The following is a 24,899-nucleotide window of genomic DNA, read 5'->3' on the forward strand; positions in this document are numbered from 1 at the left end:
ATGTTACTCGACCGAAATCCCCCATAATTTATCTCGGACACGATCATAATTTTCAGTTGGATCATAAACATCGGCATTCAGCCCCAGAAACTGTGGCGATAGTGACCCAATCGCGGACAGCAACTGGAATGTCGCCGTGCTCTCATTTCGTACTGCTGTCGCCAAATTCACTTGTGCATCAAGCAGTTCCTGCTCTGCATCGAGAACATCGAGGGTTGTGCGTGATCCGACGAGTGCTTCCTGACGAACGCCTTCCAGAGCGATATTTGAAGAATCGACCTGGGCCTGACGTGATTCAATCTGGGCTCGCGCAGACTCCAGAGCTTCCCATGCGGCAACAGTGGTATCTGTTGCAAACCGGATCGCCTCATCAACCAGGCGGCGTGAACGGGCGGCACGTTGCTTGGCTTCGCGCACCTGTGATGATGCCACACCAGCCTGATAGAGCGGGATGGAAATTGTCAGCCGGGCCTGCAGCTCATCGGTACGATCGGTGAAGTTGCTCGGCTCATCATTGCGTGAAGCAGAAGCATTCAGGCTGATTTCCGGCAGCAGATCAGCAAATTCGGCATCAATCGCACTCTTGGAGGCGACTTCGGAATAACGGGAGGACACAACCGCCGGGTTACTGTCCAGCGCCATGGTGATCGCCTCTTCCAGCGTTTCCGGCAGCACGATATCAAGCTCGGGCTGTGTCAGCACCTCAGGCATCTGCCCGACAATACGTGCAAAGTTGGAACGACTGATCTCGAGATTACCCTGCGCCTCGATCAGGTCTGATTGGGCACGGGCAAGACGTGATTCAGATTGGCTGACATCGGTACGGGTCACCTCACCCACATCAAACCGGTCACGGGAAGCCTGAAGCTGGCGATCAAGTACGTCCTGATTGTTTTCGTTAAGGGCAACAACCGCCTGATCGCGCACAACATCGAAATACGCCGCCGCAGCCGCCAGCAGGATCTGCTGGGTGGTATCGGTCAGGGAGCCACGCTGGGCGAGAACGGTGTTCTCCGCCTGATCAATCTCGGCGACAGTGCGTCCGCCACGGAAGATAAACTGATTGGCAGTAATCGACGCACCGGTCGGAGTCGTTGTTTCGGAACCGCCCGGATCATTGTCGGTATCGGAATAACCGGCATAGGCACTGCCACGAACGGTCGGCAGATAACCGCCACGCGCCTGTGGCACCAATTCGTCAACACTGCGCAGATCAGCCCGCGCGGCATCAATCGTCGGGTTGGTTTCATAGGCGAGACGCAGCGCCTCTTCAAAAGACTGCGCGTAAGCCGACAACGGCAGCATCATGGCAGTACCCATAAGGGCAACAGCCGCAGTGGCGGTCAGTCGACGTGAAACGTTCTGTGAATAGGTCGGTACGAATTTCATTCTTCTACCATGGATGTTGCTACGGTGGATGTTCCAAGCAGCGCCCAACAAAAATTTTGCAGTCAGCTATCAGGGATGACCTCTTCTATTGCCAAGGTCAAACCGTTCAGGCCGGTTCTAGGGACAGGGCTTGGGGTAACTTATCAATATGTACTCATTTTAGTGTCAATTTCAGATGCCCATGCATTCATGCCACCCGATAAATTTATAGCATTTTCAAAGCCTTGCGCACGAAGCCAGTTCGTGACCTGTGCACTTCGGCCACCAACACGACAAATAACGACAATCGGCTTGTCTTTTGGCAGCTCGTCGATTCGTTCCGGCACTTCCGACATGGGAACCGCAAAACTGTCCCGAATCACCGAGATATCCCGTTCCCAGCCTTCACGCACATCAAGCAGGAAAATGTCGTCTTTACGGTCGAGTTTCTCACTCAGCCAATGGACATCTACTTCAAGCGGAAAGTCGGGGGTTTCTGCCACTATTTGCTCTCGATATTAAAAGCTGAAGGCCGGTGTCGGCTCAAAGCCCAGAAGGAAGGGTGTACCGGCATCAAACAGGCCCATGCTGGAGGCAACCCCATGAACCCGCCGTACCAGTGTGATCTGTCCAACGCCGCGGGCCGGGCGAACAACCGTTGCCAGTCGTCCGTCATCGCCAAGCTGTGCCGTGATGGCGTCAGGAATGTTCGCCACAGCGCCATGAATGAGAATGGCATCGAACGGCGCCTGCTCCTTATAGCCCTCGGTGAGATCGCCGCTGATATTAACGGCGTTGTCGATACCGAGCTTACCCAGCACTTCCTGCGCCCTTGCACTGAGTTCTTCAGAAGACTCAAGGGCAACCACCGTATTGGCAAGACGGGCAAGAACCGCTGTTGCGTAACCACAGCCAGAACCGATCTCCAGAACCACATCGTCAGAACTGATATCCAGCGCCTGAATCAACCGGGCGGTCACGACAGGTTCAGGCAGATAACGCCCCTCACCCAGCGCCAGATCTTCGTCGATATAGGCAACGGATCGGCGATTACTAGGGACAAAATTTTCGCGCGGGATTTCGGCCATGGCATCAACCAGTCGCTGATCGATAATTCCGTTCGGGCGAACCTGGCCATCGATCATGTTCTGACGGGCCTGCGCAAAATCTATTAAAGCTGCCATGATTACATACTCTGCTGGCGGTTATGCCCGGATCGACTGCCGGGACGGTGAGACACCTATTAGCATCTGATGCGTATAAAAACAGTGTCTTTGCGTCAACTGAGCACCTTCATTCTGAGAATGCGACAAAAAGTTACCCCGGAGGTATCAGCAGGCATTGACCGGCGGACCCTCGTATCGCTATATCAGCGGCCTCAGGTGTCAGGGCGTTCTGTCCTCCTGATACCTTCGGTGGCGCGGTGGCAGAGTGGTGATGCAGAGGCCTGCAAAGCCTTGTACGCCGGTTCGATTCCGGCCCGTGCCTCCACTTACCTAACAACTTGCCCCAAAATCTTGTGCGTAGTGTGAGATTAGGGGTAGCGTCGTCAAAGCGGCTTTGTTATAAGCCCGCCTCACGGCATTCCCCGGTAGCTCAGTAGGTAGAGCAGGTGGCTGTTAACCACCCTGTCGCTGGTTCGAGTCCGGCCCGGGGAGCCAATTTCCCAAAAAAGCATAATTATTTGGCCTGCCGCACAGGTTTACACCTGTTTTTCGCGGCAGTCGGGCTATGCCCGCGCTTTTTCTGTTGCATTGCAAAATTAGTGTTTTAAGTTTCTCCAGCGCGATTTGCATACAAACGCTTTGGAAAACGCCTGATGAATGTTGTCTTTTCGGACAGTCTCGCCCTCAATACCGACCGTGGCAAAGCCCGGCCCGGTGACAATCAGGGACGCGTTTCATCCATCCGCTTCAGCTATGACGAGACCTACAGCGCACCGGTCACCACGCTCAGCGTTTCCGGCACTCATGGACAAAATCAGGCGATTATCGACGCACTGGTTGCGCAAAAACTGACCGATCTGCGGATCGAGCATATCGAACCGGGCGACCGCACGACCGATCTGCATATCAGCAGCAAACAGGACCCGCGCCGGATCGTAAAAGCCCTGCATGAGGCCGCACTGATCAGCCAGACCGATCGCTGGAATGCCGATCAGTTGATCACCAGAACCGAGACCGCCGTGGATATGAAGCGGCAGATTGCCGGCTGGCGAGACCAGAAACCGGCCTCTGGCCCATCCGCCAAACCGGTTCCACCGGCAAGCACGGCCAGACGCGCGTCATAACGCATCATAACTGGCATACGACCAAGCCACTTGCGAACCACGCCCATCGGTGCTTGCCTGACAGCGTCATTATTATTGCGTCCTGCCTGCCCCAAGTGGACTATCCCATGCCAGCCGAGAACAAGATTAGCCCTGCACCGTCCGCAGTCGAGGTCATCAGCAAGGATATCGCCTTTGACGGCTATTTCCGTATCAACCGCTACACGGTGCAGCATGAGAAATTTGCCGGCGGCATGAGCGAGCCGCTGTCACGGGAAATTTTCGAGCGTGGCCCGTCGGTTGGCGCACTTGCCTATGATCCGGTCTCAGACAAGATTGTGCTCATCCGGCAATTCAGGATCGGTGCCTATGCCGTTGATTGGAAAGACCCATGGCTGATTGAGACCATCGCCGGGATGGTTGAGCCGGGCGAGACCACGGAAGCCGTCGCCCGCCGTGAAACGCTGGAGGAAACCGGACTCGAGGTCGGGCGGATAAAACATGTATGCCAGTATTTTGTCTCTCCCGGCGGAGCGACAGAGTTCGTCGATCTCTATTGTGTCGAGGTCGATGCCGGGAATGCCAGCGCCATTGCCGGGCATCATGCCGAGGGCGAGGATATTCAAACCCTCGTGATGTCGGTGGATGAGGCTCTGGCCTTGATGGCTGAAAACCGGATAATCAATGCTGTCACCCTGATTGCCCTGCAATGGCTGGCTCTCAACCGGGACAGCCTGCGCGCGGCGTGGCGTTGACCAGCCTCGTTCCCGCCTCTTCTTCTAGCAAACTCTTCAAGGCCCTGCCCCATGTCCCAGCTCCCCCAATCAATTCGTGACGGCTTTGCTGCCAGTGTCGGCAATACCCCATTGATCCGCCTACATGGACCATCCGAGGCCACGGGCTGCCATATCCTTGGCAAGGCCGAGTTCATGAATCCCGGCGGCTCGGTCAAGGACCGGGCAGCGCTGGCGATTATCGAGGATGCCGAGGAGAAAGGCCTGCTCAAACCCGGTGGCACAATCGTTGAGGGTACGGCAGGCAATACCGGCATCGGCCTCGCCCTCGTTGGCAATGCCAAGGGCTATCGCACCGTCATCGTCATGCCGGAGACCCAGAGTCAGGAGAAAAAGGACACCATCCGCATGTGCGGGGCCGAACTCCGGCTGGTGCCCGCCCTGCCCTACAAGGACCCGGGCAATTATGTCCGGGTATCGGAACGGGTTGCTGCCGAGCTGGCAGAAACGGAGCCGAATGGCGCCATCTGGGCCAACCAGTTCGACAACATCGCCAATCTCATGGGCCATTACCGCACGACCGGGCCGGAAATCTGGGATCAGACAGAAGGCACGGTTGATGCCTTCACCTGTGCCATCGGTACCGGCGGCACCATGGCTGGTATCAGCCGCGCCCTGAAGGAGCGCAATGACAAGGTACTCACCGTGCTCAGCGATCCCATGGGCGCGGCAATCCACAGCTGGGTCAAGACCGGCGAGCTGAAATCCGAGGGCGACAGCATCACCGAGGGTATCGGTCAGGGCCGGATTACCAAAAACATCGAACAGGCCATCATCGATGATTCCGAGCAGATACCGGATGCCGAGGCCCTCACCGTGCTGTTTGATCTGATCAAGAGCGACGGGCTTATCCTTGGCGGATCAAGCGGCATCAATATCGCCGGGGCCATGCGCATTGCCAGACGCCTCGGTCCGGGCCATACCATTGTCACCATTCTCTGCGATCTCGGCCAGCGCTATCAGAGCAAGATATTCAATCCCGAGTTTCTGAAGTCGAAGAACCTGCCAGCCCCGGATTTCCTGACCGCCCAGCCCCTGCGCGGCTGACCTTGAGCACATCCCATCATGACCGACCTGATATTCCTTGAAGACCCGTATCTGAAAACTCTGACCGCAACGGTTACCGCGGTTGGCGATGATGGCGGGGTTGAACTCGACCGGACCATCTTCTTCGCCACCGGTGGCGGCCAGCCCGGCGATACCGGCAGCCTGTCGGTCAACGGGCAGACATTGGCGATCACGGATACGGTCAAGGGTGACAGCCTCGATCAAATACGGCACATGCTGGCTGATGGGGTACCGCGTCCGGCGGTTGGCGATGCGGTGGAGATTGCGCTCGACTGGGATCGCCGCTACCGCCATATGCGGATGCACACACTGATGCACCTCGTGCTTGCCGCGATACCGGTACAGATCAACGGTTGCCAGATCGGCGCGGAGAAATCCCGGATCGACATGGTCCTGCCCGACGGCCCACCGGACAAGGACGCCCTGCAGGCGCAGTTGAATGAGATGATGGCAGCCAATCATCCCACATCGCAAAGCTATATGTCAGAAGCGGAACTGGCCAGCAACCCGGCGCTGGTCCGCACCATGGCGGTTGCACCACCAAGCCTTGACGGCAAGATACGGATTGTCACGGTTGGCAATCCGGCAGCACCGATAGATGTTCAGCCCTGTGGTGGCACCCATGTCGCGGGAACTGCCGAAATTGGCGAGATCATCGTCGGCAAGATCGAGAACAAGGGCCGCAACAACCGCCGCATCAACCTGCGCCTCGCCGAATAGCCGGATCAACGACAGTGCTCTCATCCCTGCCCTGGTGGCTGTTCGCCTCACTGTTCACGGTCGGCTTTGCCGGTTTTATCCTGATCAACCAGCAGCTGAAGCTGCGGGCTGACCTGCTGATTGCATGGCGCGGCATTATTGTCGGGCTGGCCATGACGCCGTTTGCACCACTGATTGAGCTGCCCGGTGCGCCAAGTTTCTATATCGCCGTCATCGCCGTCGGCTTTGTCGCCTGCTACACCGATATGCGGGTTCTGCATGCAACCGCCAAGATTGGCGGCGGCCCGGTTTCCCGGCTGATGCCGATCAGCGTCTGGGTCAGTTTTGCGCTCTGGACTGCCATTGACAGCAGTTACCGCACCAGCCTGATCGACAGCCCGCTCAGAACCCTCGGTGTTCTCGGCTGTCTGGTGCTCTGTGTCGGGGCAACCGCCATGCTGCGGCGGGATACGGTCAGTCGATCAGCCCTGCCACTGATCCTGCCGATCATCATTGGCGGCGCAATTATCGATAACCTCAACAAATACGCCATGAGCCATGCGGTGCCTGGTCATCTCCTCGATGCCGCACTGGCCTATCTCTGGCTTCAGAACATTACCATCGCGGTGATCATGGGCACACGGATGCTGATTGACCGGAAGTGGGAATGGCGGGAGGATATTTTCGACCGTCGACTGATCTATGGTGCTCTTGCCTTCTCGGCAACAATCTCCATGATCACTATCGTCCGTAACTTCGCCATGGCCGGTGCGCCCAACCCCGGCTATGTCGGCGCCATTGGCCTCGGTGCGACGGTTCTGATTATCCTGTTCAACCGCTGGCGCAAGGCTGATGACAAAAGCAATATCAAGGCGGGGCTTGCCTTTGTCGCCAGTGCCGCCCTGCTCGTCCTGCTTACCCGCTAACCGGAAGTTCATAAAAACATGACCACTGTTCCCCTGCTCGTTACCGCCGAATGGCTTGCCAACAACCTTGATAACCCGGATATCCGGATTATCGATGCCAGCTTTCACCTGCCAACTGCTGGCCGCGACGTACGGGCGGAGTTTGTTGAGGCCCATATCCCCGGCGCGGTCCTGTTCGACATTGAGGCGATCAAGGATACATCAAGCGATCTGCCGCATATGATGCCGGATCCGGCGGAATTTGCCCGTATGGTTGGCGAGCTCGGCATCAGCAATGATCATCATGTCATTGCCTATGACACAGTCGGTATTCTGAGCGCGCCACGCGCCTGGTGGATGTTCCGTGCCATGGGCCATGACAAGGTCTCGGTCCTTGACGGTGGATTGCTCGCCTGGGTCCGTGGCGACCACCCGACCGAAGCAGGAACAGCAACGCCGCCACCGGACTATTTCGAGGCCAACCTTCAGACCGATATGATTGTCGATATGGGCGCTGTTGAGGCCGCCATTGGCAAGACCCAGATCGCCGATGCCCGCGCCGCCGCCCGGTTTACCGGTCAAGCGGCAGAGCCACGTCCCGGCCTGCGCAGCGGCCATATCCCCGGCTCACGCAACCTGCCATCCTCGACACTGATCGACCCGGAAACCGGACAGTTCAAGGATACCGCTACCATGCGGGCCGCCTTTGAGCAGGCCGGGCTTGATATCGACCAGCCGATGATCACCAGTTGCGGTTCCGGCGTCACCGCCGCCATTCTCAGCTTTGCGCTGGCACTCATGGGCAAAACTGATACGCGGCTCTATGATGGATCATGGTCCGAATGGGGTATGGAAGGTGGCCCGGCGATCGAAACAGGCCCGGCCAGTTGATCCCGCCAGCTGATCAAGGAGCATTGCCAAAATGACGGTTCTTCCCTTCAATCAACAGGATGGCGACAAGGCCGCCGGTAACAGCATTCACCCGGCGATTGACGGCGCACCCAAGGGCTCGCTCAAGGTTACCGTTACCTATCTGGAAATGCCCGAGGCACCGGCCAGTTCACTGGTGCCGCCGCCCTATGGCCAAAAGCTGGCGCTGATCCGGGCGGAGCAGCCGACACTGAGCTTCTACCGCTATCTCTATGATACCGTTGGTCAGCCATGGCTCTGGTATGACCGCCGCCGCATGGCAACCAATGTGCTGGAAGAAACCATCGGTAGCGAGTTCGTCGAGATTTTCGTCCTGCATGTCGCAGGGGTTCCGGCCGGGTTCTTCGAGCTTGATTGCCGCAAGACCCACGAGACCGACCTCGCCTATTTCGGCCTGATCCCGGAGTTCATCGGTCGCCGGCTGGGTCCGTTCCTGCTCGACAACGCCATTCGCCGCGCCTGGGAGCGTGATATTACCAAGCTGACCGTCAATACCTGCACCTTCGATCACCCGAAGGCACTCGGCATGTATCAGCGCGCCGGGTTCGATGTCGTTCGGCAGGAGAACAAGATCGTTCGCGACCCCCGCCTGCTCGGGCAGATGCCGGAAAGCGCCGCGCCGCACATACCGTTCAACCGGTAAATGCGGCGCTGACTGTTTATCTCTGCAAATGGATCAGTGTGCGAGGATCTGGCTGAGGAACTTCTGCGTCCGCTCATTCTGCGGATTGTTGAAGAACGGCTCGGGTTCGTTGATCTCTACCACCTGACCGGCATCCATGAAAATCACACGGTCGGCAACGGTTCGGGCAAAGCCCATCTCGTGGGTAACACAAACCATGGTCATGCCCTCTTCCGCGAGGGTCACCATGGTATCGAGCACTTCCTTGATCATTTCCGGATCGAGGGCAGAGGTCGGCTCATCAAACAGCATGATTTTCGGGTTCATGCACAGCGAGCGGGCGATTGCCACACGCTGTTGCTGACCGCCGGAAAGCTGACCGGGATATTTCTGCGCCTGCTCGGGAATTTTGACGCGCTCAAGGTAATACATCGCGCGTTCCTCGGCTTCCTTCTTCGGCACCTTTTTCACCCAGATCGGCGCAAGGGTCAGATTCTGCATGATGGTAAGGTGCGGGAACAGGTTGAAGTGCTGGAACACCATGCCAACCTCGCGGCGGACTTCATCGATGTTCTTGACGTTGCTGGTCAACTCGATGCCATCAACGATGATCTTGCCCTGCTGGTGTTCCTCCAGCCGGTTGATACAGCGGATCATCGTGGACTTACCGGAACCGGACGGTCCGCAGACAACAATCCGCTCGCCCTTGGCAACTTCTAGGTTCACATCGCGCAGGACGTGAAAATCGCCATACCATTTGTTGACGTCCTGCAACTGAATGCTGACCTGATCCAGCTGACGGGGTTCGGCATTCTCGGTTACTGGGGTTTCTGCTGCGTCACTCATATCCGCGCATACTCCGTTTGATGATTGAATTATCGTTTTGTCGCTTTAGCCAGACGGACTTCAAGCCATTGGCTGTATTTCGACATAAAGAAACAGAAGCCGAAATAGATCAGCGCGGCGAACAGATAACCTTCCAGATAGAAGGCGCGCCATTCTGCATCCTGAATTGCGTTCTTGGTTGCGTTCATCAGGTCAAACAGACCGATGATCAGAACCAGCGAGGTATCCTTGAATACCGCAATGAAGCTGTTGACGATCGGCGGGATCGAAATCCGCAGCGCCTGCGGCAGGATGATGAAGCGGATCTTCTGCCAATAGCTGAGACCGAGAGCGTCCGCCGCCTCATACTGGCCTTTAGGGATCGCCTGCAGACCGCCACGCACCACCTCGGCGAGGTAAACAGCGGTAAACAGGGTCATGCCGACCATGGCCCGCAGGACTGCATCGAGGGTCACCCCTTCCGGCAGGAACAGCGGGATCATGAACGATGCCATGAACAGAACCGTAATCAGCGGCACCCCGCGGATCACCTCGATGACCGTCACACAGAGCGTCTTGATCGCCGGCAGGTCGGATCGGCGACCGAGGGCCATCAATACGGCAAGCGGGAATGAAAAGACGCAGGAAACACCGGCCAGCATCAGGGTCAGGGCAAGCCCGCCCCACTTGTTGGTCGGTACCGGCTCAAGTCCGAGCCCACCGGCCATCAACCAGCCCATGACACAGAGCGCCGCCAGCCAGAGCCAGGCGAGCCATTTCTTCCAGGCACCCGGATAGCAGGAGATGCCGATCATCACGATGGACAGGCCAAGGAACAGGCCCGGCCGCCATTGCAGATCATAGGGGTAAAGGCCAAACAGGATAAAACGCCACCAGTTATGAACGAATGCCCAGCAGGCACCTTCAACACTGGCTCGGCATTCCGCCGGAGGTATATCCGAGAAGGTCGCGGAGAAAACCGCCCAATCCAGAATCATATAGGCAAGGTCAAAGACCAGATACCCGATCAGGATCGTGAAGATCGCATTGTACCAGGTATTGAACAGGTTGGTGCGGAACCAGCCGATTATACCGGCCTCTGAAGCCGGTGGCGGCTTTTGCTCAACCGGCTTTTCCTGAACGTACTGTTTCATCGCAGCTGTGTCGCTCATGGTTGTCTCCTACCGCTCCACCAGCGCGATGCGCTTGTTATACCAGTTCATGAAGGTCGAGATCGACAGGCTGACCGTCAGATAAGCCGCCATGATAAGGGCAATGTTTTCAATCGCCTGCCCGTTCTGGTTCATGGATGTATTGGCCGCAGAGACCAGATCGGGATACCCGATCGCGACAGCCAGTGAGCTGTTCTTGGTCAGGTTCAGATACTGGTTGGTGGTTGGCGGCACAATCACCCGCAGCGCCTGCGGCAGGACGATCAGATTGAGGATACGGCGGCGTGGCAGGCCAAGCGCTTCACCCGCTTCCCATTGTCCCTTGCTTACCGCGAGGATACCGGAACGCACCACCTCGGCAATAAAGCCTGCGGTATAGAATGTGAGACCGAGCAGCAGTGCCACCAGCTCCGGTGTGATGGTCAAACCACCATTGATGTTGAAGCGCCCGGCCGCCGGAGCATCAACAACCCATGGCGCACCACCGGCACCCCAGACGATGACCGGCAGCAGAATCAAAACCGCCAAACCAATCAGATGGCTCGGCGGGCGTTTGCCGGTTTGGGCCTGTACCTTATTCGCGCGCTTGACCAGACCGATCCAGATGGCAACGGCGGCAACAACGGCGATTGCGGCCCAGTTGAACGGGGTCGACCACTCAACCACAGGCACATGGAAACCGCGCTGGGAGATAAACAGTGAACCGACCGGGTTCCAGGCATTCCTGACCGCCGGAAAAGTCTCGGTAATAATGCCGTACCAGACGAAAAGCTGGAGCAATAGCGGGATGTTACGCACCGTCTCTACATAGGCGCTCGCGAGCTTGCGGATCAGCCAGTTGGTGGAGAGACGGGCAACCCCGACAATCGTGCCGATGATGGTGGCGAAGACAATGCCAAGAGCGGCCACCAGCAAGGTATTGAGCAGACCGACCACGAGCGCGCGGCCATAGGTGCTGGCAGGCGAATATTCGATCAGGTTCTGGTTGATATCAAAACCTGATTCCTGTGACAGGAACCCGAAACCGGTTTGGATATTCCGGCTCTCAAGGTTGGTCAGCGTGTTGTTGAACAGGTAAAGGCCAAATAACAGCACTGCACCGATCATGATCACCTGAAAGGCAATAGCGCGGAAACTCTCGTCATGGATAATGCTGTTCACCGATCCCGGCTGGGTCATCGATGGGCGCTCTTCAGGCACGGTGTCGTGCTTCTGGGGAGTAGTCGTATCGGTCATGAAGCCTGATTGTATTATTGGGCCGCATTCAGTTTGCGGCATCGCGGTAGTAGGACAGCGTTCGTCGCTAACCGCAAGAACTAATTATGCAAAAAACACATAGGGGGATTGAATATTGGGCATAGGCCACATCAATCCCCCCTGTGTATTCGGCAGGTCACCGGCAGTTATGCACAAGCAACCCTTATAATCATCACCAAACCGATTAACGGATTGGTGGTGCGTACATCAGACCACCGTCGGTCCACAGAGCGTTAACACCACGCTCGAGGCCGATCGCGGTGTCCGGACCGACATTGCGGTCAAAGATTTCACCGTAGTTGCCAACGGCCTTAACGGCACGGACAACCCAGTCACCATCCAGACCGATTTTCTCACCCATATCGCCGGTAGCACCGAGCAGGCGCTGAACGGTCGGGTCAGTGCTGTCAGCTTTCATGCTGTCAACATTGTCAGAGGTGATGCCTTTTTCTTCTGCTTCCAGAAGTGCGAACAGAACCCATTTGGAGATCTGGAACAGATCGTCATCGCCGCGGCGAACTGATGGGCCGAGTGGCTCTTTAGAGATCAGTTCAGGCAGGATCACGTGATCTGCAGGATTTGGCGCCTCATTGGCACGGGTTGCAGCCAGACCGGAAGCGTCAGTGGTGTACACGTCGCAACGACCGGAGAAGTAAGCGGCAACAACTTCAGATTGTGCCTCGATAACAACCGGCTCGAAGCTCATGCCATTGGCACGGAAGAAGTCGGCGAGGTTCAGCTCGGTGGTGGTGCCTGGCTGAACACAGACAGACGCGCCGTCGAGATCCATGGCGCTGGTAACACCCAGCTCTTTTGGAACCATGAAGCCCTGACCGTCATAGAACCATGTACCGGCAAAAACGAGACCGAGAGATGCGTCGCGGGTCAGCGTCCAGGTGGTGTTACGTGACAGAACGTCAACTTCACCGGATTGCAGGGCGGTGAAGCGCTGCTGGGCAGAAAGCGGAACATATTGAACCTTGTCAGCAGAACCGAGAATGGCAGCCGCAAGACCTTTACAATAGTCGACGTCGAGACCGCTCCAGTTGCCTTGTTCATCGGCAATACCGAAACCGGCAAGACCGGTGTTCACGCCACAACGCAGAACATCGTTCTGACGGATGGCATCAAGGGTTGCACCCGCTTCAGCAGTACCGGTGGTACCAAAAACGGTAACCGCCGCAAGGGCAGCGGCAGCAAGTGTGTAACGCATCATATTATTTATCCTTCCCCGATGGTTATCGGTTTGGTTGTTGAATGCCTGACCAGCAAGTCGGGCTGGCAAGCGATGCGAATGTCGCATTGCAGCAATGCGCAAACGCAAATAACGCGGTTGGGTAACACGAAACACTGTCGCAAAACAAGTGACTGCATATCGTGATTTGATGATTTACTGAAAAATCCGGGGAAATACGGGGCTGGAAAAGCTCAACCGGATCAAAATGAAAATGTCAGACCAAAATGAAAAGGGGAGAGCGTCGCCGCTCTCCCCATATAACCGCAGAGCCCCCACACTGCGGAAATTTCATTATTTTATACCAAATGGCATTTTCGGCTTCAGCGCTGATGGCAAAGAATCTTTCGCCGGCTTGTTGAGAAAACTCTGTTTCTGCTCACGTTGGCCTTTCCAACCGGCAAGACCACCAGGGCCGCCGACCATGGCCATCGGGCCACCCTTCTTGATCTCATCGAGCTTGCCAGCGACTTGCTTGCTGATCATACCGCCGGTTGCATCATCGACGACATTGATGACCCGACCTACGGGATGGGCATTGGCAACCGTCTTGAGCCCCTGAACCGCAACCTGTGCTTCAGTACTTGGTCCGTCCTTGCCCTTGCCAGCTTTCAGCTTTTTCTCACCATGCATGCCCATACCGCCGACAAGGTCGTTGGACGCTTTCTCACCCATGGCGGAACGGCGCATCTTGCCTTGAAGGAGCTGTCCGCCCGCCTTTTGGGCAAAACCGCTCTGAACTGCTTTTGTACCGAGTGCTGCAACTGCTGGTGCAACCATTGAACCCTCCTACTACCCTTATGAGAAGGCTAGCACGTTGATCGGCATTTGCAAAAAATTTTAGCGTTTAGAGAGTACCTTGCACGATTTTTCATAAATCCGTCATTTAGAAAAGCCCGCGCCGCAGCAGGTTCAACCCGACTGCACAAAGCACAATAAGCACAAGTTTTTTAAAGACTTTCTGATCCAGCTTGTCATGCACATAGACACCTAATCCCATGCCGATCGCCACTGGCAGCAACATGAAAAAAGACAAGGGTATTGTATTGAAATTGAGGACTCCGCTGGTCAGGTGACCACCAACCAGCATCACCGAGCCGACCATATAGATCAGCCCCTGCGCCCGGATAAAGGCGTGTTTTTCCACCTCAATCGCGATCAGATACATCACCGTCGGTGGGCCCCAGAAGCCGCCGAGGCCGCCCATGCCACCGGCCACCAGCCCGGCCCCGATCTCAAGCCCTGCCTTGCCGGTTCTTGTCTTCGGTGGCGGCAGTTTGAGACCCAGAAGCTGAATCAGGGCGGCAAGCGTAATCAGCGTCCCCAGAATGATGAACATCAGGGTATTCGGCATGCGCGGCACGAGTTGGGTAACTACAGCGATCACCAGCACCAGCACCAGATTGAATTTCCATAACTGTTTTGCCGTTGCCAGAGCCGGGCCGAGACCCTGACGGCTGGCCTGATAGATATTGCTGACAAAGGTCGGAATGATGATCGCCGCGACCGCTTCCTGAGGTGAGGCGATTGAACTGATGCCACTAACGGCAATCAGCGGCAGAGCGAACCCCACCGCCCCTTTAACGAACCCGCCCAGCATGGCAAACAGCGACGCCAGCAGCAGGAACTGCAGCGTATAGGCATCGAAAAAAGCATCAATGGACACGGGCGCGCACTAACCGGTCGGTTGCGGAAAGGAAAATGGCGACCCCGGCAGGACTTGAACCTGCAACCGTCGGATTAGAAGTCCGGCGCTCTATCCAGTTGAGCTACGGGGCCGTCGTTGATGTGCGGCAACACTGCCCGCAGATCGCCTGCGATTCAATATCGTCGACGCTTGCCGGTTATCGTTGCGGACGGTCTGTGCGGAAATTATCGCCGTAGTTCTTTGGCGTAACCCGGCGCTCATGGGTCTGATCGATGGAATAGTCCCAGCCTTTCGACTTGGCGAAGGTAACCGCCTCATCGGCCGTATCGAACTTCAGGCGGACCTGGTTGAGCGTATCGCCAGACATGGTCCAGCCCATCAGCGGCTCCGGACGACGGGGCGTTTCAACCTCATATTCGAGATACCACAGCTTGGCCTTGCCGCGGCCTGACTGCATGGTGTTTCGGGCTGGTTGATAGATACGAACGGCGGAGATGGCGTTTTCTGGCAGCATGACCAAAACCATTTGAGACGGGAAATATTATCGCTGCTTGTTATAGCAATGTACGGTGGCATGTGCGCCAGAAACTTGAAGACATTGCTAAAAAAGATGGTCGGGGCGCCCGGATTCGAACCGGGGACCTCAAGTACCCAAAACTTGCGCGCTACCAGCCTGCGCTACGCCCCGACATCTGGAGGCAGATGGATATACCAGCCGATGCCATTGGTAAAGCACCCTAATCAAAAAAATTTTGCACCCCGATAGCAGCCTGCGCAACCAAGGGCAGAATTACTGGAAAAACCCGTGTTCCACGTGATCGCCTTCCCGAATATCGCGGCGATCTGCCTCGCCCCCGGCAATCTCCAGCACCGCCGCGACCGGCTCGGTCGAGGGGATCGGCTCAAGCGACAACGGTTCGGCCCGGCGATAGATATGGGCAATGGTGCCATCGGCCCGAATGAACAGCAGATCAAGGGATGACAGCGTATTCTTCATCCAGAACGAAGTCTCCTTGGTCGCCGGAAACGGGAACAGCATGCCCCGGTCACGGGGCACATGGGGCCGGAACATCATGCCGACCGCCTGCTGCATCGGAGTCTCGGCAATCTCGACAGTGAACTCATGGGCTACACCGGTCTCGGTCCTGATGACCAACAGCGATTCCGTCAGTCCGGTCTGTGGCTTGCCGCCATACATCTGGGCCTGTGCCAATGCCGGAAAAGCCAGCAACAGGGCAAGACAGGTTATCAGCATGCTGATTCTGTTGCTGTTCAAACGCATCATTCCATCATCATCCGCAAAATCGGTCGGTCCAGCTATCAGCTAGGTCAGCCAGCATCTTATCCGCTTCATGGGCGCAGCAACAGACTTGCCAAACGACTTTATGCGCCTTACGTCACTGTTATCCGCTGGGGGGAGCCATATGGTGTGGCTGAGAGGTGCTGATGACCGGCACGACCCCTTGAACCTGATCCGGCACCCGCATGGCGGGCATCACCGGCGTAGGGACAGTGAGTTCAATGCCGATTACCGATACCGGCCCGCCTGACGCGCGGGCCACAGACAGCCCCAAAAGTATCAATCAATTAGTGGCCAGCACGCCGCCCGGCCTGATCCTGCGCGATCTGCGGCTGGATTATGATGGTCAGCCGCTGTTGTTCATAGCCCATGAGACCATAGCCGGTGGCAGGACAACCTGCCTGCTCGGCCCCAGCGGGGTCGGCAAGACAAGCCTGCTCCGGGCCATCGCCGGGTTGCTGAAGCCTGCAAGCGGGACTGTCACGGCAACCGACCGGCAGCCTCTTACCAACCGCCTGGCCTATATGCCGCAATCCGACTGCCTGATGCCGTGGCTGAGCGTGCTGCAGAATGTCGTGCTGGGCAAACGGCTGCGTGGCGAGCGCATAACTGCAACTGATCGGAAGCGCGCAGAATTTCTGCTGCGGCAAGTCGGCCTCGCCGATAAGGCCGGGCGGCTGCCCAATACCCTCTCAGGTGGCGAGAAACAGCGAACCGCCCTCGCCCGCGTGCTGTTTGAAGATCGCGCCATCGTCTTGATGGATGAGCCTTTTTCAGCACTGGATGCCATCACCCGCAGCGAGTTGCAGGCGCTGGGTGCGGAATTGCTGGCCGGGCGTACCGTCATCCTCATCACCCATGATCCGCTGGAGGCCATCCGCCTCAGTCACGATATCCGCATTCTCTCCGGCCATCCCGCCCGATTGGGCACTGCAATTACCCTTGACGGCGCGCCACCGCGCAGCAGCGACAGCGCTGCCATCTGGCAGCATCATGAGCAACTGATGACAGCATTGCAGGCCTCATGATGAAGCACATCGTCAAACCACTCCGCCCATTGCTGATCGTGATCGGCCTGATCGCTATCTGGCAGGCTGCCGTCACAATCGGCGATCTGCCGCGTTACATGCTGCCCGGCCCGGCTCTGGTGTTCGACGAGATCATCAACCGCTGGCCGGTACTGGCGAGCAATGCCTGGGTTACCTTCAGCGAAATCGTGCTTGGCCTGCTGCTCGGTGTCGGGGTTGGTCTGCTGGCAGCGCTCAGCCTCGCGCTGATGCCGCCGATACGCCCGTGGCTGCTGCCGATACTGGTGATCAGTCAGGCTATTCCTATCTTTGCCCTCGCGCCGCTGCTGGTGCTCTGGTTCGGCTATGGTCTGGCACCCAAGATCATCACGGCGGCGCTGATCATTTTCTTTCCCGTGGCCACTACCCTTTATGACGGCATCCGCCGCACGCCGCCGGAATGGCTTGATCTGGCACGGATCATGGGCGCCGGTCACTGGCGCATGATCCTGATGATCCGCATGCCCGCCGCCCTGCCCGCCCTTGGTTCAGGCCTGCGCGTGGCGGCGGCGGTAGCACCGATCGGTGCCGTTATCGGCGAATGGGTCGGCGCGTCCGCCGGGCTTGGCCACCTGATGCTGCAAGCCAATGGCCGGATGCAAATTTCCCTGATGTTTGCTGCCCTGACCGTGCTCTCGGTTATGGCGGTTGGCCTCTACCTGTTTATCGACCTTGCCGTTCGCCATCTTACGCGCTGGCGGCAGGAAGATACCGCACTCACCTGACTTTGCTGGAGATTTTACCAATGTATCGCCTGATAACCGGCTTCATCGCCCTGTTGCTGATCCTGCCTGCCACGGCAAAGGCCGAGGATCTGACCGTCATGCTCGACTGGTTCGTCAATCCGGTCCATGCGCCACTGATCATTGCCCAGCAAAAGGGCTATTTTGACGAGGTTGGGCTGAGTGTCGACATCGTGCCCCCCGCCGACCCAAGCGACCCGCCGAAGCTGGTCGCCGCCGGACGGGCGGATGTGGCGATCTCCTATCAGCCACAACTTCATATGCAGGTGGATCAGGGCTTGCCCCTAGTGCGCATCGGCACACTGGTCGCAACACCGCTCAATATCATGGTGGTGCTGGCCGATAGCGGCATCAACAGCATCGCCGATCTGAAAGGCAAGAAGATCGGATACTCCGTTGGCGGGGTTGAGGAAGCGCTGGTGCAAGCCATGCTCGAGAATGCCAGTCTCACCCTTGATGATGTGGAGATGGTCAATGTGAACTTCTCGCTTAGCCCATCCCTGCTCTCCGGTCAGGTCGATGCGGTCACCGGTGCCTTCCGCAATTACGAGTTGAGCCAGCTGGCGCTTGAGGGCCATCAGGGGCGCGCATTTTTCATCGAGGAGGAAGGCGTGCCGATCTATGACGAGTTGATTTTCGTCGCCAACCGGGACCGGGCCGATGATCCTGCCCTCGGCAAGTTCATCGCGGCAGTGGAGCGGGCAACCCATTACCTGCTGAACCATCCGGAAGAATGCTGGGCCCTGTTTATCAAGCAGTATCCGGCACTGGATGATGAACTGAACCGCCGGGCATGGCGCGATACCCTGCCCCGCTTTGCCATGCGTCCAGCCGCATTGGATGAACAGCGCTATCAGCACTTTGCCACGTTCATGGCGGCCAAGGGTCTGATCGGCACCGTCCCGCGTGTCAGTGAATATGCAGTGGTGCCGGTTCGTTAGGCGATCTCGTAAAAACCGTTGCAGCAGGCTGGAGACAGGCATTAGGGTCAAAATCGTCCCGAGCGATTATACCAATCCAGCTTCCCTTACGGGTGATCCCATGCCGTTGAAGAATATCCTGCTGCATCTGGCCAATGACGAAAGCCATGAAAGGCGCCTGCAGATCGCGATTGATCTGGCCCATAAATATGACGGCCATATCCACGCCTGCTATTTCACCCAGCCGGAGAGCATGCCGGCAGCAGTGACCGGTCGCGGGGCTTCCTATACCTATCTGCAGGAAGCAACCGCGATCGCACATGAGAAGGCGGAAGTCATTCGCACGGAAATAGCCAATAAGTGCGGCAACTTGAGCTGGTCATTTGAGATTCTGGAAGAAGACCATGTGGATGCCATGGCCCGACGCAGCTTTCTCGCCGACCTCGCCATTGTCGGCCAGAGCAACCATGCCACCCGCAAGGATCGGGTATCGCTGCACCTGCCGGATCGGCTGACCCTTGTCGCCACCTGCCCGACCCTCGTTGTGCCCCATCAACCGGCCGTGACCTTCACGGGCAAGCATCTGAGCATTGCCTGGAAGCACAAGCGCGAGGCGAGCCGTGCCCTGCGTGACAGCCTTGGCCTGCTGACAGATGCCGAGCAGGTATCAATCATCCTGTTGGCCAAGGAAAAGAACCGCGTCAATGCCGAGGCAGAGGGCGAACAGGTCAAGCGCTTCCTCGACAATCATGGCATTGCTGCCGAAATCCGCATGGCGGAAGCCCATTCGACCCGCGGTAATGGTACGCCACTGATCAACTGTGCCAAGGAAATCGGCTCCGACGGCATTGTCATGGGCGCCTACAGCCATTCGCGGCTGCGTGAACAGATACTGGGCGGCATGACCTACTACATGCTGAACAATTCGGATGTGCCGCTGATCATGTCCCACTGATTGCTGCCACAGACAGCAAATGAGAAAGCCGCCGAACACCGGCGGCTTTTTGTGTTCAGATCGCTATGGCTCAGAGGAAGAAGATCAGACTGACCAGGCCGAACAACGGCATCAGGAAGATCACAGACCAGCCGATATAGCCGAAGAAGCTGGGCATCTTCACGCCGCGTTCCTCGGCAATGGCCCGGACCATGAAGTTCGGCGCATTACCGATATAGGACACGGCCCCCATGAATACGGCACCGGCGGAAATCGCCATCAAGGTCCGTGCCTCCTCACCCATCAGCAGGTTCGGATCACCGCCAGCGGTATTGAAGAACACCAGATAGGTCGGTGCATTATCAAGGAAGGCCGAGAGCAGACCGGTCAGCCAGAAATAGGCCATGTTGTTTGGCTCGCCATTATGGCTGACAGCAGAGACAACCACGCCGAGCGGGCCACTCTCTCCCGCCTTCAGCATGGCAATCGCCGGAATGATGGTGACAAAGATACCCGCAAACAGCTTGGCAACCTCAAGGATCGGAAACCAGGTAAAGGCATTGCCGCGCCGGGTTTCGGAGTTGGTGAGATGCAATGAGCCGAAAGCGATCAGGATCAACAGGAGATCACGGACGACATTCTGCAGCGCTACCTCGGTATGATAGATATCGATGCTGATTCCGGGTTTCCAGATACCGCTCAGCAGCACCGCACCGACAATGGCACCGATCAGAAGGATATTGATCTTGCCCTCGATGCGTAGCTTCATGCCTTCCTCGCCTTCATCCGGCGGTGGCATCGGATGCGGTTCGCGCTTCACCATGATTGTGTCGAAGATGAAGAAGATAACCAGCAGCAGACCGGATACCACCAGCATCGGCAAGAACAGATGGGTAGTCGGCCAGAAGAAATGTACGCCCTTCAGAAAGCCGAGGAACAGCGGTGGATCACCGAGCGGGGTCAGGGAACCGCCGATATTCGCGATCAGAAAGATGAAGAAGACAAAGATATGCGCCTTGCGCTCGCGCCATTCATTGGCCCGGATCATCGGTCGGATCAGCAGCATGGCCGCACCGGTGGTACCCATCCAACTGGCGATCACCGTGCCGATCAGCAGCATGGCGGTATTGACCAGCGGCGTACCACGGAGCGAACCAACCACCCGCACCCCACCCGCGACGGTATAGAGCGCACCGAGCAGGATGATGAACGGCACATATTCGAGCAGGAACGTGTGCAACAGCTCAAAGGCTGCTAGCGGAAACCCGAACAGGATGGCAAAGGGTACAAGGAAACACAGCGCCCAGAACGCCGACACTTTGCCGAAATGATGATGCCAGAAATTGCCCGCAACCAGCGGGAAGATAGCAATCGACAGCAGAATGCCGACAAACGGAATGGCCCAGAGCAGGCCCAGATCGGCACCGTCTAGATGCGGCGCGCCACCATGGCCGGCAACAGCTTCCGCCGCATGTCCTGCGGCCTCGTGTACAGCCTCAACCGCCCATGCAAGGTCCAAAGGCAGCACCGCCAGCAACAGGGCCGCGATCAGGGTCAGCCCGAGTGACAGGCCAGTACGACATTGTGAAGTCTGCATGGAAGTCAGGACACTGGGCAATCTGGAGACAATCTGATGACGGGATATCGACCGACAGTCGATCAGCAGGGAACCTGTAATTGATAGCCAACGAACAGGTCCAAGGACAAGCCTTTCACGCCAGTTTGTTTGGCGTGCTTAACTTAAGTCGTCAAAACCCAGGATCAAGCTGTACCCGGTCGCATATTTTCATTTATCCTGACTTTTCAACGGGAAGGCACTCAGGTGGAATTATCCGGCAGCTATATTATCGACGCGCCCAAGCATCTGGTCTGGGAAGCGCTGGTCGATCCGACCGTATTGGAAACCTGCATCCCCGGCTGCGAGGCGGTGGAGCGCGTGGCGACTGATCGCTATGTCGGCAGGATTCGCGGCAAGGTCGGACCGATCAAGGCCAGTTTCGATGGCGATCTGATCCTGACCAACCTCAACCCGCCCGATGCCTATACCATGAATGTGCAAGGCCATGGCGGCCTCGCCGGATTGGCGAAGGCGCAGGCGGATGTGGCGATTGAGGCGATTGACGAGCACACCACCCGCCTCACCTATACGGCGAAAACCGAGCTTGAGGGACTGTTAGCGAAACTGGCGGCAAAACTGGTCACCGGCACAGCGGTGAAGTATGTGGATCGCTTTTTCGGCTGTTTTTCCGAACAGGTTATCAGCCGCCGACAGGCCGCTGAAATATCATCATAAACCGGTTATTTGAGCAGAGGTCTGTCCGCATCGCGCTGGCACTTTTCCATGGTCTGGTTGACCGTGCTGGTCAGGGCACGGAGATCAAGGCCACTGACATTGATTGACTGCCACTGATTGGGATCGAACTGGGAATATTCCCCGAGCACACCACTCTCGAGCGTCTCCTGACCGAGGCAGGTGAGAATGCGCTGCTGGGTCATCGGGTCCTTGCTGGCACTTTGCTCGAAGCGGACCAGCGCATCCTTCAGAACGGTTTGCACATCAAGCTGATCCGCCGCCTGCGCGACACTGGCAGAACCGGCAACCTGAAACACCGCCAACCCCATCAAAACCAGCCATTTCATAGACATGCCCCAAATCCCCGTATTTGCCCGTTATATGGTCAAGCAAGCGTACCAGAAACCCGTCATTGCATCACGACAGTTTCGTGAAACCTGCACTACTCCGCCGCCTCGGCAGCAGTTTTCCGGGATATCCCCTCATCCATGAATGCCAGCATGCCGGGCAGAACATCGGGGAAGGCGAACAGATCATTGTGACCGCCCTGCTCGATCGACATGAACTGCTTCGGCTCAGCGGCAGCATCAAACAGCTTGCTGCCAAAACGTTGAGGGATCACGCCGTCGAGGACACCATGAACGATCAGCAGCGGTGCCTTGATCGCTGTGATCCGGCTGACACTGTCATAGCGGTCGAGCATGAACAGGCTGACCGGAAAGACGGGAAACCGCCATCTGGCAACGTCGAGGGTCGAGCTGTAGGGCGCTTCCAGTATCACCCGGTTTACCGGCGTGCCCTGTTCCTGAGCCGCATACTCCGCCAGTTGCACCGCGATGCCGGAGCCCAGGGAAAGGCCGTAGACGATAACATCGCTGCCCGCATATCCCTTGCCATTCAGATAGTTATAGGCACTTATTGCATCTGCGACGAGATTGGCCTCGGTCGGCTTGCCGGGCGTACCGCCATAGCCGCGATACTCCGGCATCAGGACGCCCGCACCGTTTCGGGTCATCTGCACCGCCTTGGCCCAGAAGTAGCTGAGATTACCCGCATTGCCGTGAAACCAGATGATGACCGGCGCGCCCTCGGCTGTCGGTGCCTTGTACCAGGCCGGGATGCTGAGACCGTCATCGGTGTCGATATGCACAAGACTCGCACCCGGCGGCAGTTCGGGCACCGCACGATCCGGAAAATACATGGCCGAGCGTTGAAAAACCACCAGCGCCAGCAATAGGGCGACATAAGAGAAAACACATAAAGCAATGATTTCAAACACGGTTTTTCGCTTGATGATTGTCACGTTTGGAACTCTGGCAATACCTGAATGCCGATTGATAATCTGACTTGTCATAACACAGCTTCTGGCAAATGAACGCTGCATCCAGTCAACAGGACCACAAATAACCGCGCCAGTCTAATCAGGCGAGTTTGACTCACGGCATCAAACACTGGCTTATGCGCGCGATACGGTCACTCGTCCGGACTTACCACAATGATATCAATGCTCACCGCACCCGATATGCGCATCTGGCACCGGCGTGTCTGGCAGCTGTCCCTGCCGATCATGCTGTCCAATGCCTCGACGCCCCTGCTCGGCATGGTCGATACCGCCGTGGTCGGGCATCTCGACAGCGCCCATTACCTGGGTGCCGTTGCCGTCGGCTCGATGATCTTTTCCCTGCTGTTCTGGGGCTTCGGCTTTTTGCGCATGGGTACCACCGGGATGACGGCGCAATCGCTCGGTGCCGGTGATTATGATGAAACCGTCGCCCATCTAGCCCGTGCCGTCCTGCTCGCCATGGGCATCGGGCTGCTGCTGATCTGCCTGCAGATACCGCTGAGCCGAATTGCCTTCACTCTCACCGACAGCAGTGAGGCGGTTACGACCGAGGGTATGCGGTATTTTCAGGCCCGTATCTGGGGGGCACCGGCAACCCTGTTGAATTACTGCCTTATGGGCTGGTTTCTGGCCATGAACAGAACCCGTTATGTGCTGGCGTTACAGCTGACGCTGAACGGTGCCAATATCCTGTTCGATCTGATTTTCGTGGTTGGCCTGTCCTACACCGCCGATGGCGTCGGCTATGCCAGCGTCATTGCCGAATGTGTCGCTGCCGGGATCGGGTTGATACTGGTTCGCCGCCTGATCCAGCAACAGACGGGGCGGTTGAGCCGTGCGGCGGTACTGAACACAGCCGCACTCAAGCGGCTGCTCGCGGTCAATGCCGATATCATGATCCGTACCCTGTGCCTGCAGGTGGGTTTCCTGTGGTTTACCGCACAGGGCAGCCAGATCAGTGACCTGACCCTCGCCGCTAATGCCATTCTGCTGCAATTCCAGACATTCACCTCATTTGCCCTCGACGGTTTTGCCTATACCGCCGAAAGCCTGACCGGGCAGGCCAAGGGTGCCAGAAGCCGCCGCCAGTTTGACATTGCGGTTATCGTCTCAAGCCTATGGGCCGGTATTTTCAGTCTGATATTTGCGCTGAGCTATCTGGCATTCGGCCCTGCAATCATTGGATTATTGACCGATCTTCAGCATGTGCGCGACCATGCGGCGCTCTATCTGCCCTATGTCATCCTGCTGCCGATCATCTCCGTCGCCAGTTTCCAGCTCGACGGGGTCTTCATCGGCGCGACAGAAACCCGGGCATTGCGCAATGCCATGGTGGTGTCGCTCGCCGCGTTTCTGGCCTGCGGTTATCTGCTGATGCCGGTTATGGGCAATCACGGGCTGTGGATCAGCTTCACCCTGTTCATGGCCATGCGGGCGATTACCCTCGGCATTGCCTATCCCCGCCTCCGGCTGTCGATACCGACAACCGAAAGCGGACAATCAGGATAG

Annotated in this window: 27 protein-coding genes, 4 tRNA genes and 1 riboswitch; of the genes, 15 read left to right on the forward strand and 16 right to left on the reverse strand. The window is 57.3% G+C overall.

Annotated features, from left to right (window positions below; translation table 11 throughout):
- Positions 1 to 3: 3 nt before the first annotated feature.
- The 3 genes from CBB62_09140 to CBB62_09150 all read right to left on the reverse strand — a co-directional run bounded on the left by CBB62_09140 (position 4) and on the right by CBB62_09150 (position 2,540).
- Entirely contained in the window at positions 4 to 1,389 is a 1,386-nt protein-coding gene (locus tag CBB62_09140; GenBank protein OUT42426.1) for a hypothetical protein, read from the reverse strand.
- A 143-nt stretch (positions 1,390 to 1,532) separates the two neighbouring features.
- A complete protein-coding gene (locus CBB62_09145; GenBank protein OUT42427.1) occupies positions 1,533 to 1,871 on the reverse strand; it encodes a hypothetical protein in 339 nt (112 codons plus the stop codon).
- A gap of 15 nt (positions 1,872 to 1,886) precedes the next feature.
- On the reverse strand, positions 1,887 to 2,540 hold the full coding sequence (locus CBB62_09150; protein OUT42721.1) for a protein-L-isoaspartate O-methyltransferase: 654 nt from the start codon (positions 2,538 to 2,540) through the stop codon (positions 1,887 to 1,889).
- 245 nt (positions 2,541 to 2,785) lie between these two features.
- Between CBB62_09150 and CBB62_09155 the strand changes: the two genes are divergently transcribed.
- From CBB62_09155 to CBB62_09195, 9 genes are all read left to right on the forward strand, one after another.
- Positions 2,786 to 2,859 (forward strand) — tRNA-Cys (locus CBB62_09155).
- A gap of 94 nt (positions 2,860 to 2,953) precedes the next feature.
- Positions 2,954 to 3,029: transfer RNA gene (locus CBB62_09160), tRNA-Asn, on the forward strand.
- Between the two features lie 158 nt (positions 3,030 to 3,187).
- Positions 3,188 to 3,658, forward strand: coding sequence for a hypothetical protein (locus CBB62_09165; GenBank protein ID OUT42428.1), 471 nt, complete (start codon positions 3,188 to 3,190; stop codon positions 3,656 to 3,658).
- Positions 3,659 to 3,765: 107 nt separating this feature from the next.
- The gene (locus CBB62_09170) at positions 3,766 to 4,392 is read left to right on the forward strand and encodes a hypothetical protein (protein OUT42429.1); all 627 of its coding nucleotides are present in this window, start codon (positions 3,766 to 3,768) and stop codon (positions 4,390 to 4,392) included.
- 51 nt (positions 4,393 to 4,443) lie between these two features.
- Positions 4,444 to 5,478, forward strand: coding sequence for a cysteine synthase A (locus CBB62_09175; protein OUT42430.1), 1,035 nt, complete (start codon positions 4,444 to 4,446; stop codon positions 5,476 to 5,478).
- A gap of 18 nt (positions 5,479 to 5,496) precedes the next feature.
- Positions 5,497 to 6,219, forward strand: coding sequence for an Ala-tRNA(Pro) hydrolase (locus CBB62_09180; protein ID OUT42431.1), 723 nt, complete (start codon positions 5,497 to 5,499; stop codon positions 6,217 to 6,219).
- 14 nt (positions 6,220 to 6,233) lie between these two features.
- On the forward strand, positions 6,234 to 7,124 hold the full coding sequence (locus tag CBB62_09185) for a hypothetical protein (protein OUT42432.1): 891 nt from the start codon (positions 6,234 to 6,236) through the stop codon (positions 7,122 to 7,124).
- Positions 7,125 to 7,142: 18 nt separating this feature from the next.
- Positions 7,143 to 7,994, forward strand: a complete 852-nt coding sequence (locus tag CBB62_09190; GenBank protein OUT42433.1) for a 3-mercaptopyruvate sulfurtransferase — start codon at positions 7,143 to 7,145, stop codon at positions 7,992 to 7,994.
- A 31-nt stretch (positions 7,995 to 8,025) separates the two neighbouring features.
- Positions 8,026 to 8,676, forward strand: coding sequence for a hypothetical protein (locus tag CBB62_09195; GenBank protein OUT42434.1), 651 nt, complete (start codon positions 8,026 to 8,028; stop codon positions 8,674 to 8,676).
- A 33-nt stretch (positions 8,677 to 8,709) separates the two neighbouring features.
- On the opposite strand, the gene CBB62_09200 is transcribed toward CBB62_09195, so the two are convergent.
- The 10 genes from CBB62_09200 to CBB62_09245 all read right to left on the reverse strand — a co-directional run bounded on the left by CBB62_09200 (position 8,710) and on the right by CBB62_09245 (position 16,046).
- Positions 8,710 to 9,501 carry an ABC transporter ATP-binding protein gene (locus CBB62_09200; GenBank protein OUT42435.1) on the reverse strand — a complete coding sequence of 264 codons (792 nt, stop codon included), beginning with the start codon at positions 9,499 to 9,501 and terminating at the stop codon, positions 8,710 to 8,712.
- Positions 9,502 to 9,530: 29 nt separating this feature from the next.
- Entirely contained in the window at positions 9,531 to 10,634 is a 1,104-nt protein-coding gene (locus tag CBB62_09205; GenBank protein ID OUT42722.1) for an amino acid ABC transporter permease, read from the reverse strand.
- Positions 10,635 to 10,661: 27 nt separating this feature from the next.
- The gene (locus tag CBB62_09210; protein ID OUT42436.1) at positions 10,662 to 11,888 is read right to left on the reverse strand and encodes an amino acid ABC transporter permease; all 1,227 of its coding nucleotides are present in this window, start codon (positions 11,886 to 11,888) and stop codon (positions 10,662 to 10,664) included.
- Between the two features lie 205 nt (positions 11,889 to 12,093).
- Positions 12,094 to 13,122 (reverse strand): amino acid ABC transporter substrate-binding protein, encoded by a 1,029-nt coding sequence (locus CBB62_09215; protein ID OUT42723.1) that lies wholly within the window; start codon positions 13,120 to 13,122, stop codon positions 12,094 to 12,096.
- A 315-nt stretch (positions 13,123 to 13,437) separates the two neighbouring features.
- A complete protein-coding gene (locus CBB62_09220) occupies positions 13,438 to 13,923 on the reverse strand; it encodes a hypothetical protein (GenBank protein OUT42437.1) in 486 nt (161 codons plus the stop codon).
- A 106-nt stretch (positions 13,924 to 14,029) separates the two neighbouring features.
- Complete coding sequence (locus tag CBB62_09225) at positions 14,030 to 14,809, reverse strand: hypothetical protein (protein OUT42438.1); 780 nt, start codon at positions 14,807 to 14,809, stop codon at positions 14,030 to 14,032.
- A 36-nt stretch (positions 14,810 to 14,845) separates the two neighbouring features.
- Positions 14,846 to 14,922: transfer RNA gene (locus CBB62_09230), tRNA-Arg, on the reverse strand.
- A 65-nt stretch (positions 14,923 to 14,987) separates the two neighbouring features.
- Positions 14,988 to 15,305 (reverse strand): oxidoreductase, encoded by a 318-nt coding sequence (locus tag CBB62_09235; protein ID OUT42724.1) that lies wholly within the window; start codon positions 15,303 to 15,305, stop codon positions 14,988 to 14,990.
- A 97-nt stretch (positions 15,306 to 15,402) separates the two neighbouring features.
- Positions 15,403 to 15,479: transfer RNA gene (locus CBB62_09240), tRNA-Pro, on the reverse strand.
- Positions 15,480 to 15,581: 102 nt separating this feature from the next.
- Complete coding sequence (locus CBB62_09245; GenBank protein ID OUT42725.1) at positions 15,582 to 16,046, reverse strand: hypothetical protein; 465 nt, start codon at positions 16,044 to 16,046, stop codon at positions 15,582 to 15,584.
- A gap of 148 nt (positions 16,047 to 16,194) precedes the next feature.
- Positions 16,195 to 16,318, forward strand: a riboswitch (TPP riboswitch).
- Here CBB62_09245 and CBB62_09250 point away from each other — a divergent pair.
- The 4 genes from CBB62_09250 (at position 16,313) to CBB62_09265 (ending at position 19,776) form a co-directional block, all read left to right on the forward strand.
- The gene (locus tag CBB62_09250) at positions 16,313 to 17,119 is read left to right on the forward strand and encodes a hypothetical protein (protein OUT42439.1); all 807 of its coding nucleotides are present in this window, start codon (positions 16,313 to 16,315) and stop codon (positions 17,117 to 17,119) included. (Overlaps the previous riboswitch by 6 nt.)
- Positions 17,119 to 17,883, forward strand: a complete 765-nt coding sequence (locus CBB62_09255; protein ID OUT42726.1) for an ABC transporter permease — start codon at positions 17,119 to 17,121, stop codon at positions 17,881 to 17,883. The genes CBB62_09250 and CBB62_09255 overlap by 1 nt, the downstream gene beginning before the upstream one ends.
- Positions 17,884 to 17,903: 20 nt before the next feature.
- Complete coding sequence (locus tag CBB62_09260) at positions 17,904 to 18,842, forward strand: ABC transporter ATP-binding protein (GenBank protein ID OUT42440.1); 939 nt, start codon at positions 17,904 to 17,906, stop codon at positions 18,840 to 18,842.
- Positions 18,820 to 19,776 (forward strand): hypothetical protein, encoded by a 957-nt coding sequence (locus CBB62_09265; protein OUT42441.1) that lies wholly within the window; start codon positions 18,820 to 18,822, stop codon positions 19,774 to 19,776. The genes CBB62_09260 and CBB62_09265 overlap by 23 nt, the downstream gene beginning before the upstream one ends.
- A 70-nt stretch (positions 19,777 to 19,846) precedes the next feature.
- Here CBB62_09265 and CBB62_09270 read toward each other — a convergent pair whose 3' ends face one another.
- The gene (locus CBB62_09270; protein ID OUT42442.1) at positions 19,847 to 21,352 is read right to left on the reverse strand and encodes a sodium:proton antiporter; all 1,506 of its coding nucleotides are present in this window, start codon (positions 21,350 to 21,352) and stop codon (positions 19,847 to 19,849) included.
- Between the two features lie 183 nt (positions 21,353 to 21,535).
- On the opposite strand from CBB62_09270, the gene CBB62_09275 reads away from it, so the two are divergent.
- Positions 21,536 to 22,048, forward strand: a complete 513-nt coding sequence (locus CBB62_09275) for a hypothetical protein (GenBank protein ID OUT42443.1) — start codon at positions 21,536 to 21,538, stop codon at positions 22,046 to 22,048.
- Between the two features lie 5 nt (positions 22,049 to 22,053).
- On the opposite strand, the gene CBB62_09280 is transcribed toward CBB62_09275, so the two are convergent.
- Both CBB62_09280 and CBB62_09285 read right to left on the reverse strand, forming a co-directional pair.
- The gene (locus CBB62_09280) at positions 22,054 to 22,395 is read right to left on the reverse strand and encodes a hypothetical protein (protein OUT42444.1); all 342 of its coding nucleotides are present in this window, start codon (positions 22,393 to 22,395) and stop codon (positions 22,054 to 22,056) included.
- A gap of 95 nt (positions 22,396 to 22,490) precedes the next feature.
- Positions 22,491 to 23,432 carry a hypothetical protein gene (locus tag CBB62_09285; GenBank protein ID OUT42445.1) on the reverse strand — a complete coding sequence of 314 codons (942 nt, stop codon included), beginning with the start codon at positions 23,430 to 23,432 and terminating at the stop codon, positions 22,491 to 22,493.
- A gap of 138 nt (positions 23,433 to 23,570) precedes the next feature.
- Here CBB62_09285 and CBB62_09290 point away from each other — a divergent pair, with 138 nt between their 5' ends.
- A complete protein-coding gene (locus tag CBB62_09290) occupies positions 23,571 to 24,899 on the forward strand; it encodes a hypothetical protein (protein OUT42727.1) in 1,329 nt (442 codons plus the stop codon).

The organism is Micavibrio sp. TMED2 (assembly GCA_002168225.1).
Classification (GTDB): domain Bacteria; phylum Pseudomonadota; class Alphaproteobacteria; order TMED2; family TMED2; genus TMED2.

What these genes read in the sequence shown, in the direction of transcription:
- CBB62_09140 (OUT42426.1), bottom strand. Translation starts at nt 1,389, where the DNA reads ATGAAATTCGTACCGACCTATTCACAGAACGTTTCACGTCGACTGACC.
- CBB62_09165 (OUT42428.1), top strand. Translation starts at nt 3,188, where the DNA reads ATGAATGTTGTCTTTTCGGACAGTCTCGCCCTCAATACCGACCGTGGC.
- CBB62_09170 (OUT42429.1), top strand. Translation starts at nt 3,766, where the DNA reads ATGCCAGCCGAGAACAAGATTAGCCCTGCACCGTCCGCAGTCGAGGTC.
- CBB62_09175 (OUT42430.1), top strand. Translation starts at nt 4,444, where the DNA reads ATGTCCCAGCTCCCCCAATCAATTCGTGACGGCTTTGCTGCCAGTGTC.
- CBB62_09180 (OUT42431.1), top strand. Translation starts at nt 5,497, where the DNA reads ATGACCGACCTGATATTCCTTGAAGACCCGTATCTGAAAACTCTGACC.
- CBB62_09190 (OUT42433.1), top strand. Translation starts at nt 7,143, where the DNA reads ATGACCACTGTTCCCCTGCTCGTTACCGCCGAATGGCTTGCCAACAAC.
- CBB62_09195 (OUT42434.1), top strand. Translation starts at nt 8,026, where the DNA reads ATGACGGTTCTTCCCTTCAATCAACAGGATGGCGACAAGGCCGCCGGT.
- CBB62_09200 (OUT42435.1), bottom strand. Translation starts at nt 9,501, where the DNA reads ATGAGTGACGCAGCAGAAACCCCAGTAACCGAGAATGCCGAACCCCGT.
- CBB62_09205 (OUT42722.1), bottom strand. Translation starts at nt 10,634, where the DNA reads ATGAAACAGTACGTTCAGGAAAAGCCGGTTGAGCAAAAGCCGCCACCG.
- CBB62_09210 (OUT42436.1), bottom strand. Translation starts at nt 11,888, where the DNA reads ATGACCGATACGACTACTCCCCAGAAGCACGACACCGTGCCTGAAGAG.
- CBB62_09215 (OUT42723.1), bottom strand. Translation starts at nt 13,122, where the DNA reads ATGCGTTACACACTTGCTGCCGCTGCCCTTGCGGCGGTTACCGTTTTT.
- CBB62_09220 (OUT42437.1), bottom strand. Translation starts at nt 13,923, where the DNA reads ATGGTTGCACCAGCAGTTGCAGCACTCGGTACAAAAGCAGTTCAGAGC.
- CBB62_09235 (OUT42724.1), bottom strand. Translation starts at nt 15,305, where the DNA reads ATGCTGCCAGAAAACGCCATCTCCGCCGTTCGTATCTATCAACCAGCC.
- CBB62_09245 (OUT42725.1), bottom strand. Translation starts at nt 16,046, where the DNA reads ATGCTGATAACCTGTCTTGCCCTGTTGCTGGCTTTTCCGGCATTGGCA.
- CBB62_09250 (OUT42439.1), top strand. Translation starts at nt 16,313, where the DNA reads ATGCCGATTACCGATACCGGCCCGCCTGACGCGCGGGCCACAGACAGC.
- CBB62_09255 (OUT42726.1), top strand. Translation starts at nt 17,119, where the DNA reads ATGAAGCACATCGTCAAACCACTCCGCCCATTGCTGATCGTGATCGGC.
- CBB62_09260 (OUT42440.1), top strand. Translation starts at nt 17,904, where the DNA reads ATGTATCGCCTGATAACCGGCTTCATCGCCCTGTTGCTGATCCTGCCT.
- CBB62_09265 (OUT42441.1), top strand. Translation starts at nt 18,820, where the DNA reads ATGCAGTGGTGCCGGTTCGTTAGGCGATCTCGTAAAAACCGTTGCAGC.
- CBB62_09270 (OUT42442.1), bottom strand. Translation starts at nt 21,352, where the DNA reads ATGCAGACTTCACAATGTCGTACTGGCCTGTCACTCGGGCTGACCCTG.
- CBB62_09280 (OUT42444.1), bottom strand. Translation starts at nt 22,395, where the DNA reads ATGAAATGGCTGGTTTTGATGGGGTTGGCGGTGTTTCAGGTTGCCGGT.
- CBB62_09285 (OUT42445.1), bottom strand. Translation starts at nt 23,432, where the DNA reads ATGCAGCGTTCATTTGCCAGAAGCTGTGTTATGACAAGTCAGATTATC.
- CBB62_09290 (OUT42727.1), top strand. Translation starts at nt 23,571, where the DNA reads ATGCGCATCTGGCACCGGCGTGTCTGGCAGCTGTCCCTGCCGATCATG.